At 72.5% G+C, this 15325-nt stretch carries 11 protein-coding genes, 1 tRNA gene and 1 pseudogene; 7 read left to right on the top strand and 6 right to left on the bottom strand.

Translation table 11 applies throughout. The features are described from left to right. Positions 1 to 7: 7 nt before the first annotated feature. Entirely contained in the window at positions 8 to 934 is a 927-nt protein-coding gene (locus LWJ43_RS17670; RefSeq protein ID WP_277333199.1) for an NADP-dependent oxidoreductase, read from the bottom strand. A 128-nt stretch (positions 935 to 1062) separates the two neighbouring features. Here LWJ43_RS17670 and LWJ43_RS17665 point away from each other — a divergent pair, with 128 nt between their 5' ends. Further along, positions 1063 to 2787, top strand: a complete 1725-nt coding sequence (locus LWJ43_RS17665; RefSeq protein WP_277333198.1) for a bifunctional 3'-5' exonuclease/DNA polymerase — start codon at positions 1063 to 1065, stop codon at positions 2785 to 2787. Between the two features lie 377 nt (positions 2788 to 3164). Next, positions 3165 to 3869, top strand: a complete 705-nt coding sequence (locus tag LWJ43_RS17660) for a phosphotransferase (protein ID WP_277333197.1) — start codon at positions 3165 to 3167, stop codon at positions 3867 to 3869. Here LWJ43_RS17660 and LWJ43_RS17655 read toward each other — a convergent pair. Continuing rightward, positions 3854 to 4057 (bottom strand): annotated as a pseudogene (locus LWJ43_RS17655) (LuxR C-terminal-related transcriptional regulator); the annotation flags it as partial. The gene LWJ43_RS17660 and the pseudogene LWJ43_RS17655 overlap by 16 nt on opposite strands. A gap of 7 nt (positions 4058 to 4064) precedes the next feature. Between LWJ43_RS17655 and LWJ43_RS32910 the strand changes: the two are divergent. Next, positions 4065 to 4745, top strand: coding sequence for an FtsX-like permease family protein (locus LWJ43_RS32910; protein WP_346772013.1), 681 nt, complete (start codon positions 4065 to 4067; stop codon positions 4743 to 4745). On the opposite strand, the gene LWJ43_RS17645 is transcribed toward LWJ43_RS32910, so the two are convergent. Then, positions 4642 to 5859 (bottom strand): FUSC family protein, encoded by a 1218-nt coding sequence (locus LWJ43_RS17645; protein ID WP_277333196.1) that lies wholly within the window; start codon positions 5857 to 5859, stop codon positions 4642 to 4644. The two genes, LWJ43_RS32910 and LWJ43_RS17645, sit on opposite strands and share 104 nt — an antisense overlap. Positions 5860 to 6417: 558 nt before the next feature. Between LWJ43_RS17645 and LWJ43_RS33080 the strand changes: the two genes are divergently transcribed. From LWJ43_RS33080 to LWJ43_RS17630, 4 genes are read left to right on the top strand one after another with little or no spacing between them, the layout of a single operon-like run. Next, a complete protein-coding gene (locus tag LWJ43_RS33080; protein ID WP_462100952.1) occupies positions 6418 to 6633 on the top strand; it encodes a zinc-binding dehydrogenase in 216 nt (71 codons plus the stop codon). Positions 6634 to 6681: 48 nt separating this feature from the next. Further along, positions 6682 to 7593 (top strand): protein kinase family protein, encoded by a 912-nt coding sequence (locus LWJ43_RS17640; RefSeq protein ID WP_277333195.1) that lies wholly within the window; start codon positions 6682 to 6684, stop codon positions 7591 to 7593. Positions 7594 to 7599: 6 nt separating this feature from the next. Further along, entirely contained in the window at positions 7600 to 9780 is a 2181-nt protein-coding gene (locus tag LWJ43_RS17635; protein WP_277333194.1) for a protein kinase domain-containing protein, read from the top strand. A gap of 23 nt (positions 9781 to 9803) precedes the next feature. Then, a complete protein-coding gene (locus LWJ43_RS17630; RefSeq protein ID WP_277333193.1) occupies positions 9804 to 11903 on the top strand; it encodes a protein kinase domain-containing protein in 2100 nt (699 codons plus the stop codon). Positions 11904 to 12204: 301 nt separating this feature from the next. On the opposite strand, the gene LWJ43_RS17625 is transcribed toward LWJ43_RS17630, so the two are convergent. From LWJ43_RS17625 to LWJ43_RS17615, 3 genes are all read right to left on the bottom strand, one after another. Continuing rightward, positions 12205 to 12278: transfer RNA gene (locus LWJ43_RS17625), tRNA-Thr, on the bottom strand. A 98-nt stretch (positions 12279 to 12376) separates the two neighbouring features. Continuing rightward, positions 12377 to 13906, bottom strand: a complete 1530-nt coding sequence (locus tag LWJ43_RS17620; RefSeq protein ID WP_277333192.1) for an alpha/beta hydrolase — start codon at positions 13904 to 13906, stop codon at positions 12377 to 12379. 154 nt (positions 13907 to 14060) lie between these two features. Beyond that, complete coding sequence (locus tag LWJ43_RS17615; RefSeq protein WP_277333191.1) at positions 14061 to 15266, bottom strand: DNA polymerase III subunit delta'; 1206 nt, start codon at positions 15264 to 15266, stop codon at positions 14061 to 14063. Positions 15267 to 15325: the final 59 nt, after the last annotated feature.

Below are 15325 nucleotides of genomic sequence, written 5' to 3'. Positions count from 1 at the left end.
GGCGGGCTCAGTGCTCGCCGGGGAGGAGCACCAGCTTGCCGCGCACGTGTCCCGCCTCGCTGAGCTCCTGGGCCCGTGCCGCCGCGCCGAGCGGGAACGTCCGCTCGACGGGGATGCGCAGGCCGCCGACCGCGGCCGACCGCGCGTACTCGCCGAGCCGCCTCCCCTCGTCCGGACTGCCGCCACCCGCCGAGAAGGCCACCCCGTGATGGGCCGCGTCCGGGTCGGCGATGGTGGAGATCCGGTCGGAGGTGCCGCCGCGCAGCTCCACCGAGTCCGCCAGGGCGCCCTTGCCCGCCACGTCGAACACCGCGTCCACACCCTGCGGCGCGGCCTCCCGCACGCGGCTCACCAGTCCTTCCCCGTATGCCACGGGGACCGCGCCGAGCACCCGCAGATAGTCGTGGTTGGCGGGGGAGGCGGTCCCGATCACGGTGGCGCCCCGGGCGGCGGCCAGCTGGACCGCGGCGGAACCGACCGCGCCGGACGCGCCGTGCACCAGCAGGGTCTCGCCCGCCGACACCGCCAGCTCGTCGAGCACCCGCGCGGCGGTCGAGGTCGCGACCGGCAGCGCGGCGGCCTCCGGCCAGCCCAGCCCCTCCGGCTTGCGCGCGACCGCGCCCACGTCGGCCAGGACGTACGCCGCGTACGCGCCGGTCGCGCTCCGGCCCAGGACCTCGTCGCCGACAGCGAACTCGGTGACGCCCTCACCGGTCTCGTCCACGACGCCGGCGAACTCGCTGCCGGGTGTGGCGGGCAGCGGGGTGGGGAACGCCGCCTCCATCCAGCCGTTGCGGATCTTGTAGTCGACCGGATTGACCCCGGCCGCCCTGACCGCCACACGGATCTGCCCGGGTCCGGCGTGGACGTCCTCGACCTGGGCCCGGCGCAGGACCTCGGGGCCGCCGAACTCCTCGTACACGATCGCTTCCATCGCCGTCTCCTCCGCGCCTGCCGGCTCCCGGTGCACACCGCGCGCACCTCACTCCGATCCTCGCGGCAGTCGGGCGCGCCCGCCCGGTGAGCCGGTCCCCTGTCAGTGGCGGGTGCAAGACTCGGCCCATGACCGAACGTTGGGCTCTGGCCACCGCGGAAGGGGGCGGCGCGCTCCTCGCGCCGCTCACCCGCGACGGCCTGCCCGCCGGTCCTGTCCTGGCCGAGCCGGATCTCGTCGAGTCGGTCCGCTCCCGCCCCGAGGTGGGCCGCTGGGTCTGGCGCTCGACCGCCGGGACGTACCCCCGGCTGCTCGCCGCAGGCGTGCGCGTCGAGCGGTGTTACGACATCGAGTGCGCCGAGCTGCTGCTGCTCGGGCACGAGGGACGCCTCGGTGAGCCCCGCTCGGCCGCGGCGGCCTTGGCCCGGCTGCGGAACGCCCCGGTGCCGCCCGACCCCCCGCCGCGCTCGGCGGAGCCGGGCTCCCAGTCCTCCCTCTTCGAGCCACGCTCCGGCACCGACCTGCCCTTCGAGGCCCTGCTCCAGGTCTACGCCGAGCAGCTGCGCCGCCACAGGGCGACGGAGCACCCCGGCAGGATGACGCTGCTCACGGCCGCCGAGTCCGCGGGCATGCTGGTCGCCGCCGAGATGAACGGATCCGGGCTGCCCTGGCGGGCCGACGTGCACCGCGAGGTGCTGCACGACCTGCTCGGCGAGCGGTACGCGGGCGGCGGTGAGCCGCGCAGACTGGCCGAGGCGGCGGACGAGGTGTCCACGGCTTTCGGCAGACGGGTTCGCCCCGATCTGCCGGCCGATGTCGTGAAGGCGTTCGCGCAGGCCGGGATCAAGGTGAGGTCGACCCGGCGGTGGGAGCTGGAGGGGCTCGACCACCCGGCGGTGGAGCCCCTGATCCGTTACAAGAAGCTGTACCGCGTCTGGACGGCGCACGGCTGGGGCTGGCTCCAGGACTGGGTGCGCGACGGCCGCTTCCGCCCCGAGTACCAGCCGGGTGGCACGGTCAGCGGACGCTGGACCACCAACGGCGGCGGGGCGCTGCAGATCCCCAAGGTGATACGCCGGGCGGTCGTCGCCGACGAGGGATGGCGGCTGGTCGTGGCGGACGCCGACCAGATGGAACCGCGCGTGCTGGCCGCGATCTCCCGCGACCGGGGGCTGATGGAGGTGGCCGGACACGAGGGCGACCTCTACAAGGCGCTGTCCGACCGGGCGTTCCACGGTGACCGCGACCACGCCAAACTGGCGCTGCTGGGCGCGGTCTACGGGCAGACCTCGGGCGACGGCCTGAAGAACCTGGCGGCGCTGCGGCGGCGCTTCCCGCAGGCCGTCGCCTACGTCGACGACGCGGCGAGGGCCGGCGAGGAGGGCCGCCTCGTCCGCACGTGGCTGGGCCGTACGAGCCCGCCCGCCGCGGGGGCGGGAGAGGACGGGGAGGCGGGGATCCCCCAGGAGAGCGAGGAGCCGCAGGCCGGCGAAGGCACGGACACCGGCACCGGCACCGGCCCGTACGGATTCACCCCGGGCTACGCGTCGTCGAACGCCCGGGCGCGGGGCCGCTTCACCCGAAACTTCGTGGTCCAGGGCAGCGCCGCGGACTGGGCGCTGCTCCTCCTGGCGGCGCTGCGGCGGACTCTGGCCGCCGGTGGGATGCGGGCGGAGTTGGTGTTCTTCCAGCACGACGAGGTGATCGTGCACTGCCCGGCCGGGGAGGCACCCGCGGTCGTGGAGGCGATCCGGGAGGCCGGGGACCTGGCCGGCCGGATCGCCTTCGGGGAGACACCGGTCCGCTTCCCCTTCACCACGGCGGTCGTCGAACGGTACTCGGACGCCAAGTAGGCGGGATCCCGCCCGCCTCTGCCGCCGCGTCACAGGGGCACCGGGCCGGTGCCCCGCCCTTCGCCGGGACGGCGCCGCGGCTCACCCCGAGCCGTACACGGGCTCGTGCCGCCGTGCCGCCGTGCCGCCGTGCCGCCGTGCCGCCGTGCCGCCGTGCCGCCGTGCCGCCGTGCCGCCGTGCCGCCGTGCCGCCGTGCCGCCGTGCCGCTACAGGCTCCGGCCATGGCGACCCCGAGCACGAGATCACCATGCCCGTCCGCCTCTGCCTTGCCGACGGAAGCCTGGATCCGGCGGCCGAGCAACTCCTGGGCTGGGCCGAGGGCGTTCACATACGCTGGTGGCTCCCCCGGGCGGCACGGCGCGGGTAGGTTTCCCCCATGCATATAGGCCCGCTCCTGGGCTCGGGACGCACCGCCGACGTGTACGCACTCGACGGCCCCTGGGTCCTGCGCCGCTACCGCCACGGCATCGACACCACCGGCGAGCTGGCCGTGATGTCGTACCTCGCGGCGTCGGGATTCCCGGTGCCGCGCATCGGTCCGCCGGCCGAGGGCGCGCTCCCCACCGACCTGGTGGTGCGGCGGCTCACCGGACCGACGCTGGCCGAGGCTCTGCTGGCGGGCACGGTCGGCGAGGACGAGGGCGCGGATCTGCTGGCACGCCTGCTGCGGGAGCTGCACGCGATACCCTCGCGGCTCTCCCAGGACCCCGAGGACCGGATCCTGCACCTGGGCCTGCACCCGGAGAACGTGATCCTGGCCTCCGAGGGCGCCACGGTGATCGACTGGCTGACCACCCGCGAGGGGCCGCCCGCGCTCGACCGGGCCATGACCTCGCTGATCCTGGCCCAGGTGTCCCTCGACCCGGCCTCCACCGCGGGCGACCGGGTCCGGGGCCTGCTGGCGGCACTGCTCACCCGGTTCGCGGACGACGGCGGTGTGCCCGCCGACGCACTGGCGCGCGCCACCGTTCTGCGCGCACAGGACCCGCAGCTCACCGGCGACGGGACGGCGGTGCTGGACGAGGCCGCGGACCTGGTCGCGTCACTGTCGGGCCGGGGCCCCGCTCACTTCCGCGGGTAGACCAGCACGGCGAGGACCCGGCGGTTCGTCGCCTCGGTCAGCGAGAGGTCCAGCTTGGTGAGGATCGAGCCGAAGTGCTTGCTGACACCGTGCGAGGCGCTGACGGTCAGCGCCTCCGCGACAGAGGCGTTCGACCGGCCCTCCGCCATCAGGGCCAGCGCCTCCCGTTCCCGTGCCGTCCGCGTCGCGGCCGTGATGCGGACCGGCACCGGGAACAACGGGGTGTACGTGACGCCCGCGAACGCGGCCGGCGCCGCCGTCGACCGCGTCGACGTCACGTTCCGCGAGGGAGCCGACCGTCCGGCCGTACGCGCCCTGCTGGAGACGGCCGGGCGCGACACGGACACCCCGGTCACGCCGAGGGCCGCGTGGGTGGAGGCGCACCATCCGCGCACCGGCGGCAACACCCGGGCGGGTCTGCTGCTCATCCTGGGCATCGCCCTGCTGTACACGGGAATCGCCCTGGCGCACACTCTGGTGACGGCGACGTCGGACCGGGTACGCGAACTGGCGGTGCTCCGCCTCACCGGGGCCACGAAACCGAAGGTGCTGCGGCTGGTGGCAGCCGAGGCGCTGATGGTGGTGGCCGTGGGCACCGTCCGTCGCCCGGTGCTCGGTGGTCATGAACGGCTCTCCTCCGACGTCGAACGGCTCCGCGCGCCGATGCGGCGTCCAGTGTCCCGCTCCCGCGACACGGGCAGTACTCCGGCCGTCACCCCCCGCCGGCGCGGAGAGGAGCGGCGCGCCTCCCCTTCGACCGGCCGCGGACGGCTCACCGCAAGGTGCTGCCCGGGGTACGGTCCGCCTCCTGTGCGACGTCGAGCAGGACCTGGCTGGTGTACCGGAACTCCTCCAGAAGCCGGGTCGCCTCGGTGACGAGGATGCCGTACGGCGTCGAGGGGTCGGCGAGGGACAAGGACAGCCGGTGGGTCTCCTCGACCACCTCGTCCCTGCGGGCCTCGGCCTCGTCGGTCAGCCGCTCCAGCCGTTTCGCCTGCGGGAGCAGGGTGGTCTCGTCCAGCGTGGTCAGCACCTCGGCCACCGCTCCGACGGACTCCAGGAACGCCGCGTACCGCTGCAGGAACGGCCGTCGGGCCTCGTCCTCCGTACGGGACCGGTCGAGGCCGCGGGTGAGCGAGGCCACCTGGTAGAGCGTGCGTTCCAGGGCGCCGAGCACGAGTTCGTAACCCTGGAAGCCCGGGTGGCCCCGGTGACGGCGCAACAGGCGCCGGGGGTTCAGCAGGGCGCTCTCCTTGGCGGTGCGGAGCCCCGACCTCGCCTGCCCGATCATCTCCCCGGTGCGTGCCGCGCGGGCCCGCCAGCCGCCGGTGGTGTCCTCGTCGGGCACGCCCTCGGCGAGCACGGGATGTATGTCGGAGAGCAGGCCGTGGAGGGCGTGGGCGAGGCTGCGGATGCCGTATTCGGCGCTGCGGTGACGCAGTGGCGGGGCCACCAGGATGTTGACGGCGGTCCCGATCGCGCTGCCGACAAGGACCAGCAGGACGATCTCCCCGAGGGCGCTCAGCCGCTGGTCGCCCCCGGACGCCGAGGCGTACGTCGAGAAGGCGAAGAAGGCGGCGGTGGCGACCTGGGGTCCCTGGACACCCAGGACGCGCCAGCGCCCGATGGTCAGGGCGATGAGGGCGACGAACACGAAGGTCAGCAGGTCGGGGCCGGCGAGGAACCCGAGGGCGGCCTGCACCAGGACCCCGGCGACGACGGCACCGACGTAGCGCAGTGACTGCACGACCGAACGGTAGACGGTCACCTGCATCATCAGCACCGCGGAGAAGGGGGCGAACGCCGGCGACCGGGCGTCGAGGACGTCGTAGGAGATCAGCCAGGCCAGGGTGGCGGCGAGGGTGCTCTTCGCGATGATCAGCAGCGTGTCGCGCTCGTCCCCCGAGGAGGACAGGGCGCTGCGCCACCACTGTGCGACGGCGGCGAACCGCCCCGTGCCCGACCGCTCGGTCGTCGTTCCTCCGGTCATCGGTCCCCGCGTCCTCCCGCTCCTGTCACACCGTCCACGCCTGGGTCCCTCTCCGGCCCCTGGCACCCCTGGCCGGGATGCCGCACGGGCCCGGTGAACCGCCGACGCTGCCGCTCGCGCTCCACTCGGGTGCCCGGCGACACCTGATTGAAGCGAATCCGCGAGGCACGCCGGTCCTCCCCCGCCGAGGGGCCGCCGTCCCGTTTCCGCCGTGTGCTCATGAACTGTTCCGCGGCGTCGAGGACGCGGCGGCAGGTGACCGCGGTCGGTCCGGGTGGTGCGGGCAGGACGCGGCGCGCGCCGGCGGTGGCGGAGGGCCCCTTCGGTCGCCGGTGTGACGGGTGAAGTCATCACACCGACGGCGAGGGTTCCCGGAACACGAGGTCGGCCTTCTCCAGGTCGTCCGTGACCGAACCTCCTGGCCGCCTTCGGACGGCACGTCATCTTCGGCAACGCCGCCGCTGAGGACGTCACCTTCGAGGGCAACCACCTCTGCTACACCAACAGTTCCCCCGCGGGCTGCAACCTGGGCGGCGTCGCCGGCCGGGCGCCTGAGAGCTGCTCCGCGCCCAACTGCGGCAGGCCCTGGCCGAGGTCGCCAAGGGCAGCGTCCGCGTGGACGTGACCGTGCTCCCGCTGGCCGACGCGGCGCGCGCGCACGAACTTCTGAAAACCCGGGCGTCCAGGGGCAAGTACGTCCCTCCTGGCCCAGCAGGAGCGCGACACCGGTACCGAACCCGCATGGATGCCGATACCGGCCCCGAGATCGCATGAACGCGTGGGTAGGCTCGTCCTCGCTCATCACAGACCGGGGGAGCGCGCATGGAACGTTTGCACGGCGACGACCCTCCATGGGCCGGGCGGCACGTCATCCTGGCCCGGCTCGCCCCGGAGCCCGATCAGGCCGTTCCCGAACGCCGCTTCATCGGCCGCAGCGCCGATGGCGACCGCACGTTCCTCTTCCGCCTTCCCCTCCCCGGCGCGGACCCGGCCCGCTGGGCCATCGAGGCGGAGGGCGCCCGCCGGCTTTCGATACCGGGGTTCCTCCCGGTCGAGGAGGTCGGCGGCACGGGAGCCCTGCCCTGGTGCACGACACCGTACGTCCCCGCACTCTCACTGCCCGCGGCCCTGCGGGCCCACGGCGGCCCGCTGCCCGAGCCTGCCGTACGGGCACTGGCCACCGCCCTCGCCGGGACGCTGGTTACCGCCCACGCCCACGGCGTGACCCACGCGGGTCTGTCCCCGGCCGCCGTCCTGCTCACCGCCGAGGGCCCCCGCCTCAGTTGCTTCGGGGCGGTACGGGCCGCCGCCCCCGATGGTGAGCGGCGCAGCGGTCTGCCAGGCCTGGACTTCGGCAGCCTCGCCCCGGAGCAGGCATCCGGCGGACGGCCGCGCCCACTGGGCGACGTGTACGCCCTGGGGGCGGTGCTCGCCCATGCGAGCACCGGCCACACCGTGCCCGAAAGCCGGGAACTTCCCACGTCGCTGCGCGCCGTGATCTCGGCATGCCTCTCGCGTGATCCCGCGAGACGTCCCCAGGCGCACGAGGTCCTCGCCCACCTGGGGCCCGGCGCGAGTGCGGCGACGTACACGCCCTCGACGGCGCATCCGCCCACCGCCCTGGATGCGACCGCTCCGGTTCCCCTGCCGGCAGCCGTGATCGCCGAGCTCGCACGCCAGTCGGCGCAGGTCCTCGCCGCCGAACACTCCTCTTCCCCTGCTGCTCTGGACTGACGGCTGATGTTCTCCCCGCTCACCCATGACGACCCGCACAGCCTCGGCCCGTACCGCCTCATCGCCCGCCTGGGCGCCGGCGGCATGGGCACCGTCTACCTCGCCCGTTCGGCCACGGGCCGTACGGCGGCGCTGAAGACGATGCATGCCCGCATCGCCACCGACCCCGCGAGCCGCACCCGCTTTCGCCTCGAGGCGGACGCGGCCCGAGTCATCGGCCCCGTCCACGGCGCCCAGGTCTTCGACGCCGACACGCAAGCCGAAACTCCCTGGCTGGCCACCGAGTACGTCCTCGGGCCGCCTCTCGACGACGCCGTCGCCCTCACGGGCCCGCTCCCCGAGTCGGCGGTCCGCACGCTGGGAGCCCTGCTGTGTGCGGCACTGGCCCAGCTCCACGACTCGGAGGTCGTCCACCGCGACCTCAAACCCTCCAACATCATGATCACGGCAGACGGTCCCAAAGTCATCGACTTCGGCATCGCTCGTGCCATCGGCGACGACCGCCTCACCCGCACCGGTACCGCCGCAGGCACGCCCGCCTTCATGTCCCCCGAACAGGCGACCGGCCAGGAACACACGTCCGCGGGCGACGTCTTCGCACTCGCCGGCGTCCTCACCTACGCGGCCACCGGCCATGGACCCTTCGGTACCGGACAGCACGCCGACCTTCTCTACCGCGTGCGCTACGCCGACCCCGACCTCACCGGAGTCCCCGCGTCCCTGGTCCCGGTCCTGCTCCACTGCCTCAGCAAGAACCCCGCCGATCGCCCCACCACCACCGACCTCGCCGCCCAACTGCAGGGCGGACAGCACGGCTTCTCCTCCCACCTCCCCGAGCCTCTGCTCCTGGACATCGCACATCGCGCCGGCAGCGTCTGGCACGCGCGGGCTCACCGTCTTCCGCCGCCTGTGGACCACGCCCTCGCCGAAACCGTTCCGGGCAGCGAACCGACGTCTCCGTCCGCCCTCTCCCGCCGCAAGCTCCTGACGCTGGCGGGGAGTTCGGCGTTCGCCGCGACAGCGGTCGGGGCCGGGGCCTGGCTGAGCCGTCGGGAGGGCGCCCCTCCTGACGGTTCGGGCTCCACGTCACCGGAAGAGCCCGCATGGGACCTCCTCTGGCAGGTGCAGACCAACTACACCGACCCTCTCGTTCCCCCCGCCCCGCTCGTCCTCGACGGACTGCTCCTCGCGGGAGAGTACGGCGTACAGGGCCTGGATCCCGCAACGGGAGAGGCCAAGTGGTCGGACCCGGAGGTCTATTTCATGCACCGGACGGCCACGGACGGCGAGAAGCTCTACGCCGTCGACTCCACTCTCGAGGAGACCGGTCCGCTCACCGTCGCCACGGTCGATCCGGCCACCGGGAAGATCGACGCCCCGTTCAGCGAACTCAAGGACCTGAGAGCGATTCTCTACGGGACCCAACTGCTCTGCGCGACGAGTGAGGCCGTCTTCCTGGCCGCAGGACGAGGGCCCCATACGAAGACCGGCTTCCACAAGGACCAGACGTGGTTCCTGCTGGCCGTCGACACCCGTACGGGCAAGACGCTCTGGAGGGTTCCGCTCCCCTCTCGACCCCACGCCTCCGAGCGCCTGCACTTTCTTTCCGCCCGGGCCGTGGGTGAGTACCTGGTCCTCGTCCAGCAGTCCGCGGACGGTGAACCGCGTCTTGCCGTCCACGACGCGCAGACGGGAAAGGCACTCTGGAACCGGCCGCTCGACGGCGAGCAGCCGGCTTTCAGCCGGGCCCACCTGGCCCTGGACGGCCGGTACGTGTATCCGTCGGCAGGTGAACTCGTCGCGCTCAGCCTGGCCGACGGCCATGAGGGGTGGCGCTTCGAGGGACGGACTCCGGGAGCGCGGTTCAGCCCCGCGACCGTCAACGACGGGGTGGTGTACGCGGTGGAGGAAGGCCACGGAATGGTCGCGCTCGACGCCGCGAGTGGCACTCAGCGGTGGGCGGAGAAGAGTCGCGCGGTCACCGCCGAGGACCTCGACACGCCACCCGTGGCCGGGATCGCGTACGTGTACAGCAAGGGGCGCTCCGGATTGATGGCCTCGGACATCCGAACCGGCACCGTGTCCCACCCCTTCAAAGCCGCCAAGGCACGGTACTTCGCCCACACGTCCGCCAAGCGGCTCATCGCTGTCGGCGAGGAGTACACCGCCGCATACCCCCTCGCCTGAGCTCACAGAAAGTCTCACCCACCATGAAGCCGCTGGAATCCGGAGACCCTGTCCGGCTGGGCCCGTACCGCATCCACTCCGTGCTGGGCGAAGGAGGCATGGGCAAGGTCTACGTCGGCCAGGACGGCGAAGGGCGCGTCGCCGCCGTGAAGGTGCTGCACCCCCACCTGACGCACGACGCGGACCTCACACGTCGGTTCGTCCGCGAGGCGCAGATGGCCAGGGCGGTCACAGCCGGGACCGTGGCCCGTGTCCTGGACGCCCGGACGGAGGGCGGACGGCCCTGGATCGCCACCGAGTTCCTGACCGGCCCCACACTCGCCGACGCCGTCCGGTCCCACGGGCCGCTCGACGAACCGACGGTACGGGCTCTGGCGGCGGCGCTCGCCCGCGCGTTGAGCGACATCCACGCCGCCGGGCTCGTCCACCGCGACCTGAAGCCCGCCAACATCGTGCTCACCGCGACGGGCCCCCGCGTCATCGACTTCGGCATCGCCCGCCCCGAGCACGGCCTCACGCTCACCACCACCGGCCAGACCCCGGTCACCCCCGGCTACGGCGCGCCCGAACAGGTCCTCGGCCGGCGGGTCGGCCCACCGGCCGACGTCTTCTCACTGGGCGCCGTCCTCGTGTACGCGGCGAGCGGGCAGCACGCGTACGAGGGTTCACACGTCGCCGCCGTGCAGTACGAGGTCGTCCACGGCGCGCCGCGCCTGGACCGCGTGCCGCCTGTGCTGCAGCCGCTGATCGGCCCGTGCCTCGCCCAGGATCCGGCGTCCCGGCCGCTCCCGGACCAGATAATTCGGTGCTTCGCCCCACCTCGAGGCGCCGAACGTGTCTGGCGGAAGGGACCGATCGCGAGAGATATCACGTCCTGCGAACACCGCCTCCATCAACTGACGACGATGCCGGGCGGGGGTGCACCACACCCCGTCTCCCGTCGCCGCCTGCTGACGGGCCTCGCCGTCGGCGGCTCCGTTCTCGCCGTCGGCAGCGGCACCGCGGCATGGTGGAGCTGGAAGGCGGACGGCGGCGGCCCCTTCGACGTCCCTCCGGCCGTTCCGACCCCCAAGGCCCGCGTCCTGGACGCGAAGAAGGGCGACTACGTCCTCGGCGAAACCCCCGAGCCGATCTGGAAGGTCTCGTCCGCACTCGCCAAGAGCCCGGCGGCGCCTCTGCCCGTACGGGATGTCCTCGTCGTCGCGGCGGCGAAGGGCGGCATCGCCGCGCACAGCGTCGTCGACGGCTCGGTGCGCTGGTCGGCGCCGGACGTGGTGGCCGCCGGCCGCTACCTGTCCCTTTCCGACCGGTCGGTGGCAGCCGTGGACGGGGACGGCACGCTCGTCACCTTCGTCGCCTCGACCGGCGAGCCCAAGTGGACGTCTTCCGCGCAGGCCGCCTCGCTGCTCGCCGCGGACGCCGAAGCGGTCTATGTGATCACCGAGGACGGCCGGGTACGCGCCATAGGCCGGTCCGATGCCAAGGTCCGCTGGACCGTGCAGGTCGACGTGGACCTCGGCGAGAAGGCCGCGTCACGGGGCCTGGCCGCGCAGCGCCGGCTGGTCATCACGGCTGCGGACGGATCCGTGGTCGCCCTCGACACCGCCGACGGCCGAAAGGTGTGGCACCACCGGCAGTTGACCGATTCAGGCCGGGCCCAGGTCGACCGGTCGGGCGGCACCCTGTGCGTGACCGGCAAGCAGCTGTTCGCCTTCGACCTCGTCGGCGGCAAGGAGCTCTGGTCGACCGACAGCCCGAAACTGCCCAATGGCAATCCGGCCTTCTGGAGTTCCCCGACGATCGACGGCGTGGCCGTGTACGCGACCGAGGTCATCTTCCCCGTACAAATCGACATCCGGACGGGAAAGACCACCGACTGGCCATACAGCGGTCTCCTCGAATGCGATGCGGGCAGCCCCCTCGTACTGCAGGGCAGTGGGCTCTGGTCAGTGGCTGCCAACGAGGAGCAGGCAGCGATCCAGGCCCTGGATCTGTCCGCCGAGCCCCGACCGACGTGGACGTTCCCCATGCTCGAGAACCGCGACCACTACTGGCTCACAGGTGACGCGAACCGTGTCTTCGTCCTGGACGGCACGTCACTCAGCGCCCTGCCCGTGTTCTGACCACGGCGGGGCGTCGCCCCCTGCGCCCACCGTCGTCTCCATATGGCTCACGCACAGGAATCACCTGGGGCAAGTGCGGTCGCGACTGTTGCGGGGGGACACACCGCCGAGACGCCCTCACTCCGGACCCGTTGGTTGACGCATAATCGCCGCGCGGTCAGGGGCCGGTTGACAGTCTTCTCGACGGGGGCGTTCCTCATCGCTCACACAAGCCCCCCAGCCCGCTGCGGCCGTACACCCCGCGGCCCCCAGGACATGAAAAAACCCCAGGTCACGGCGAGTGAGTCCTGGGGTAATTCCGAGCCGCCTTCGGGATTCGAACCCGAGACCTACGCATTACGAGTGCGTTGCTCTGGCCATCTGAGCTAAGGCGGCACGCTCTGTCACACCATGGTGCGGTCAGCAGCGAGCTCAAGTCTACACAGTTTCCCGGGGTGCTCAGCACCACCCGCCCGCTCGGCCGTATCAGCAGGTCAGGTGCACTTCTTGCCGTTCCTGGGCGGTGTGCCGTCCAGCAGGTAGGTGTTGATCGCCGTGTCGATGCAGTCGCTGCCCCGGCCGTACGCCGTGTGCCCGTCGCCCTCGTAGGTGAGCAGGGTGCCGGAGGAGAGCTGGTCCGCGAGAGCCTCGGCCCACTTGTAGGGGGTCGCCGGATCGCGGGTGGTGCCGACCACGACGATCGGGGCGGCCCCTTCGGCCTCGGTGCGGTGCGGGGTACCGGTGGGGTCCACGGGCCAGGAAGCGCAGTTCAGGGCTGCCCAGGCGAAACCCCTGCCGAAGACCGGGGACGCCTTCTCGAACTCCGGGAGGGCCTTCTCCACCGCTTCGGGGCCGGTGAAGGCCGGTGCGAGGTCGAGGCAGTTCACGGCAGCGTTGGCGAACATCAGGTTCTGGTACGTGCCACTCGGATCACGCTCGTAGTAGCTGTCGGCCAGGGCGAGGAGGCCGGAGCCGTCCCCGCGCTGCGCACCGGCGACCGCCTCGCGGAGCTGGGGCCAGGCGGACTCGTCGTACATCGCGGCGATCACCCCGGTGGTCGCGAGGGACTCGGTCAGCCGCCGGGTCTCGCCCGTCGGCACCGGCTCGGAGTCCAGCTCGGCGAAGAGCTTCTTCAGCTCGGTCGCCGCGTTCGCGGTGGACGTCGTGCCGAGCGGGCAGTCGTCCTTCTTCACACAGTCCGCGGCGAAGGACTGGAACGCCGCCTCGAAGCCCGCGGTCTGGTCGCGGTTGATGTCGATCGCGGGGAGCGAGGGGTCCATGGCCCCGTCCAGGACGAGGCGCCCGACCCGGGCCGGGAATAGGTCGGCGTAGGTCGCGCCGAGGAACGTGCCGTACGAGGCCCCGACGTAGTGCAGCTTCTCGTCGCCGAGCAGGGAGCGCAGGATGTCCATGTCACGCGCCGTCTCGACCGTGGAGACATGCGGGAGGATCTTCCCGGAGCGCTTCTCGCAACCGTCGGCGAACTTCCTGAAGGACGTGTCGAGTGCGGTGATCTCACTCCTGTCGTCCGGAGTCTGGTCCACCCGCGTGTAGGTGTCCATCTCCTTGCCCGTCAGACACCTGACCGGCTCGCTGCGCGCCACCCCGCGCGGATCGATGGCCACCGTGTCGTACCGGGCGAGCACCGGGGCCGGGTAGCCGATGGCCGCGTACCCCTGGAGATAGCCGACGGCCGAGCCGCCCGGGCCGCCGGGATTCACCAGGAGTGAGCCGATCCGCTTGCCTGGCCCGGTGGCCTCCTTCCGTGAGACGGCCAGACCGATGTCCCCGCCGTCGGGCTCGGCGTAGTCCAACGGGGCTTTCATCGTGGCGCACTGGAACCCCTCGACGCCGCAGTCACGCCAGCGCAGCTTCTGCCCGTAGTACGGCTGGAGGTCCTCGGAGGCGGCGGAGCCCGACGCCGACGCGCTCTGCGTGGAACTTCCGCTGCTGCAGCCGGAGACGAGAAGGCCGGCAGTGCCGAGCGCGGTGGCGAACGTACGGAGCAGGCGCCTGGTGTCCATCCCCGGAGCGTAGCCGCCGTGGGACGACTCAACCGATTCCCTGCTCGTACGGGTGAATTCGCTCGGCCTCACGGCCCAGCCGGACAGGTACGCCGTGCACCGGCTCCAAACGTCGGCCCGCTGGAAACCGAACGACGAACAACATCTCCCGGCGTCAGCCCGCTCGGAGGGCCACCGCCATCGACTCCACGGCCAGCAGGGGCGCCACGTTGCGGTCGAGGGCACGGCGACAGGCGAACACGGCCTCTATCCGCCGCAGGGTGTGCTCGGGGGTGGAGGACTCGGCGATCCGGTCGAGCGCGTCCCGTACGTCGGTGTTGGCGAGGGCGGTCCGGGAGCCGAGCTGGAGTGCCAGCACATCACGGTAGAAACCGGTGAGTTCACTCAGCGCGAGGTCAAGGCTGTCGCGCTGCGTACGCGTCCTGCGGCGCTTCTGCCTGTCCTCCAGCTCCTTCATCGCTCCTGCCGTCCCGCGCGGCATCCGGCCACCGGCCACGGCACCGAGCGCCGCCTTCAGGTCGTCCGTCTCCTTGACGTCGATCTCCTCGGCGACCTGCTTGGCGTCGTCCGTCGCCGTATCGATCAGCTCCTGGGCCGCCTTGAGGCAGCCGCCGACGTCGTGGACACGCAGCGGGAGCTTGAGCACCGCGGCACGCCGGGCGCGCGCCCGCTCGTCCGTGGCGAGGCGGCGTGCCCTGCCGATGTGGCCCTGGGTGGCGCGGGCCGCGGACGCCGCCCGCTCGGGATCGATGCCGTCACGCCTGACCAGCACATCGGCGACCGCGTCCACCGGAGGCGTACGCAGCGTGAGATGACGGCAGCGGGACCGGATCGTGGGCAGCACGTCCTCGAGGGACGGGGCGCAGAGCAGCCACACGGTGCGGGGCGCGGGCTCCTCCACCGCCTTCAGCAGGACGTTGCCCGCGCCCTCGGTGAGGCGGTCGGCGTCCTCCATGACGATGACCTGCCAGCGGCCCACGGCGGGCGACAGCTGGGCACGGCGGACGAGCTCACGGGTCTCCTTCACACCGATGGAGAGCAGATCCGTGCGGATCACGTCGACGTCGGCGTGGGTTCCGATCAGCGCCGTGTGGCAGCCGTCGCAGAAGCCGCAGCCGGGTGCTCCGCCCATCGCACGGTCGGGGCTGGTGCACTGGAGCGCCGCGGCGAAGGCCCGGGCGGCGGTGGCCCGGCCGGAACCGGGCGGACCGGTGAACAGCCAGGCATGGGTCATCTTCGAGCCGGGGGGCACCGGCTCCCCGGCGGACTGGGCGGTGACCAGCGCATCGGCGTCCTTTGCGGCGGCACCGAGCTGCTCCTGCACTCGGTCCTGGCCGACCAGGTCGTCCCATACGGTCATGGTCACCGCCCTTCCGGTGGTGTGGTGCGGGAACGCCGGGTGTTCCATCGCCTCCCCAT

This window comes from Streptomyces sp. JH34 (assembly GCF_029428875.1).
In the GTDB taxonomy this organism is placed as follows: Bacteria; Actinomycetota; Actinomycetes; order Streptomycetales; family Streptomycetaceae; genus Streptomyces.
The sequence above is the reverse complement of the archived record's forward strand: the minus strand, read 5'-3'. Positions and strand labels throughout refer to the sequence as shown.

Coding starts and splice junctions, on each gene's coding strand:
- LWJ43_RS17670 (WP_277333199.1), bottom strand. CDS start 934: ATGGAAGCGATCGTGTACGAGGAGTTCGGCGGCCCCGAGGTCCTGCGC.
- LWJ43_RS17665 (WP_277333198.1), top strand. CDS start 1,063: ATGACCGAACGTTGGGCTCTGGCCACCGCGGAAGGGGGCGGCGCGCTC.
- LWJ43_RS17660 (WP_277333197.1), top strand. CDS start 3,165: ATGCATATAGGCCCGCTCCTGGGCTCGGGACGCACCGCCGACGTGTAC.
- LWJ43_RS32910 (WP_346772013.1), top strand. CDS start 4,065: ATGCGGACCGGCACCGGGAACAACGGGGTGTACGTGACGCCCGCGAAC.
- LWJ43_RS17645 (WP_277333196.1), bottom strand. CDS start 5,859: ATGACCGGAGGAACGACGACCGAGCGGTCGGGCACGGGGCGGTTCGCC.
- LWJ43_RS17640 (WP_277333195.1), top strand. CDS start 6,682: ATGGAACGTTTGCACGGCGACGACCCTCCATGGGCCGGGCGGCACGTC.
- LWJ43_RS17635 (WP_277333194.1), top strand. CDS start 7,600: ATGTTCTCCCCGCTCACCCATGACGACCCGCACAGCCTCGGCCCGTAC.
- LWJ43_RS17630 (WP_277333193.1), top strand. CDS start 9,804: ATGAAGCCGCTGGAATCCGGAGACCCTGTCCGGCTGGGCCCGTACCGC.
- LWJ43_RS17620 (WP_277333192.1), bottom strand. CDS start 13,906: ATGGACACCAGGCGCCTGCTCCGTACGTTCGCCACCGCGCTCGGCACT.
- LWJ43_RS17615 (WP_277333191.1), bottom strand. CDS start 15,266: ATGACCGTATGGGACGACCTGGTCGGCCAGGACCGAGTGCAGGAGCAG.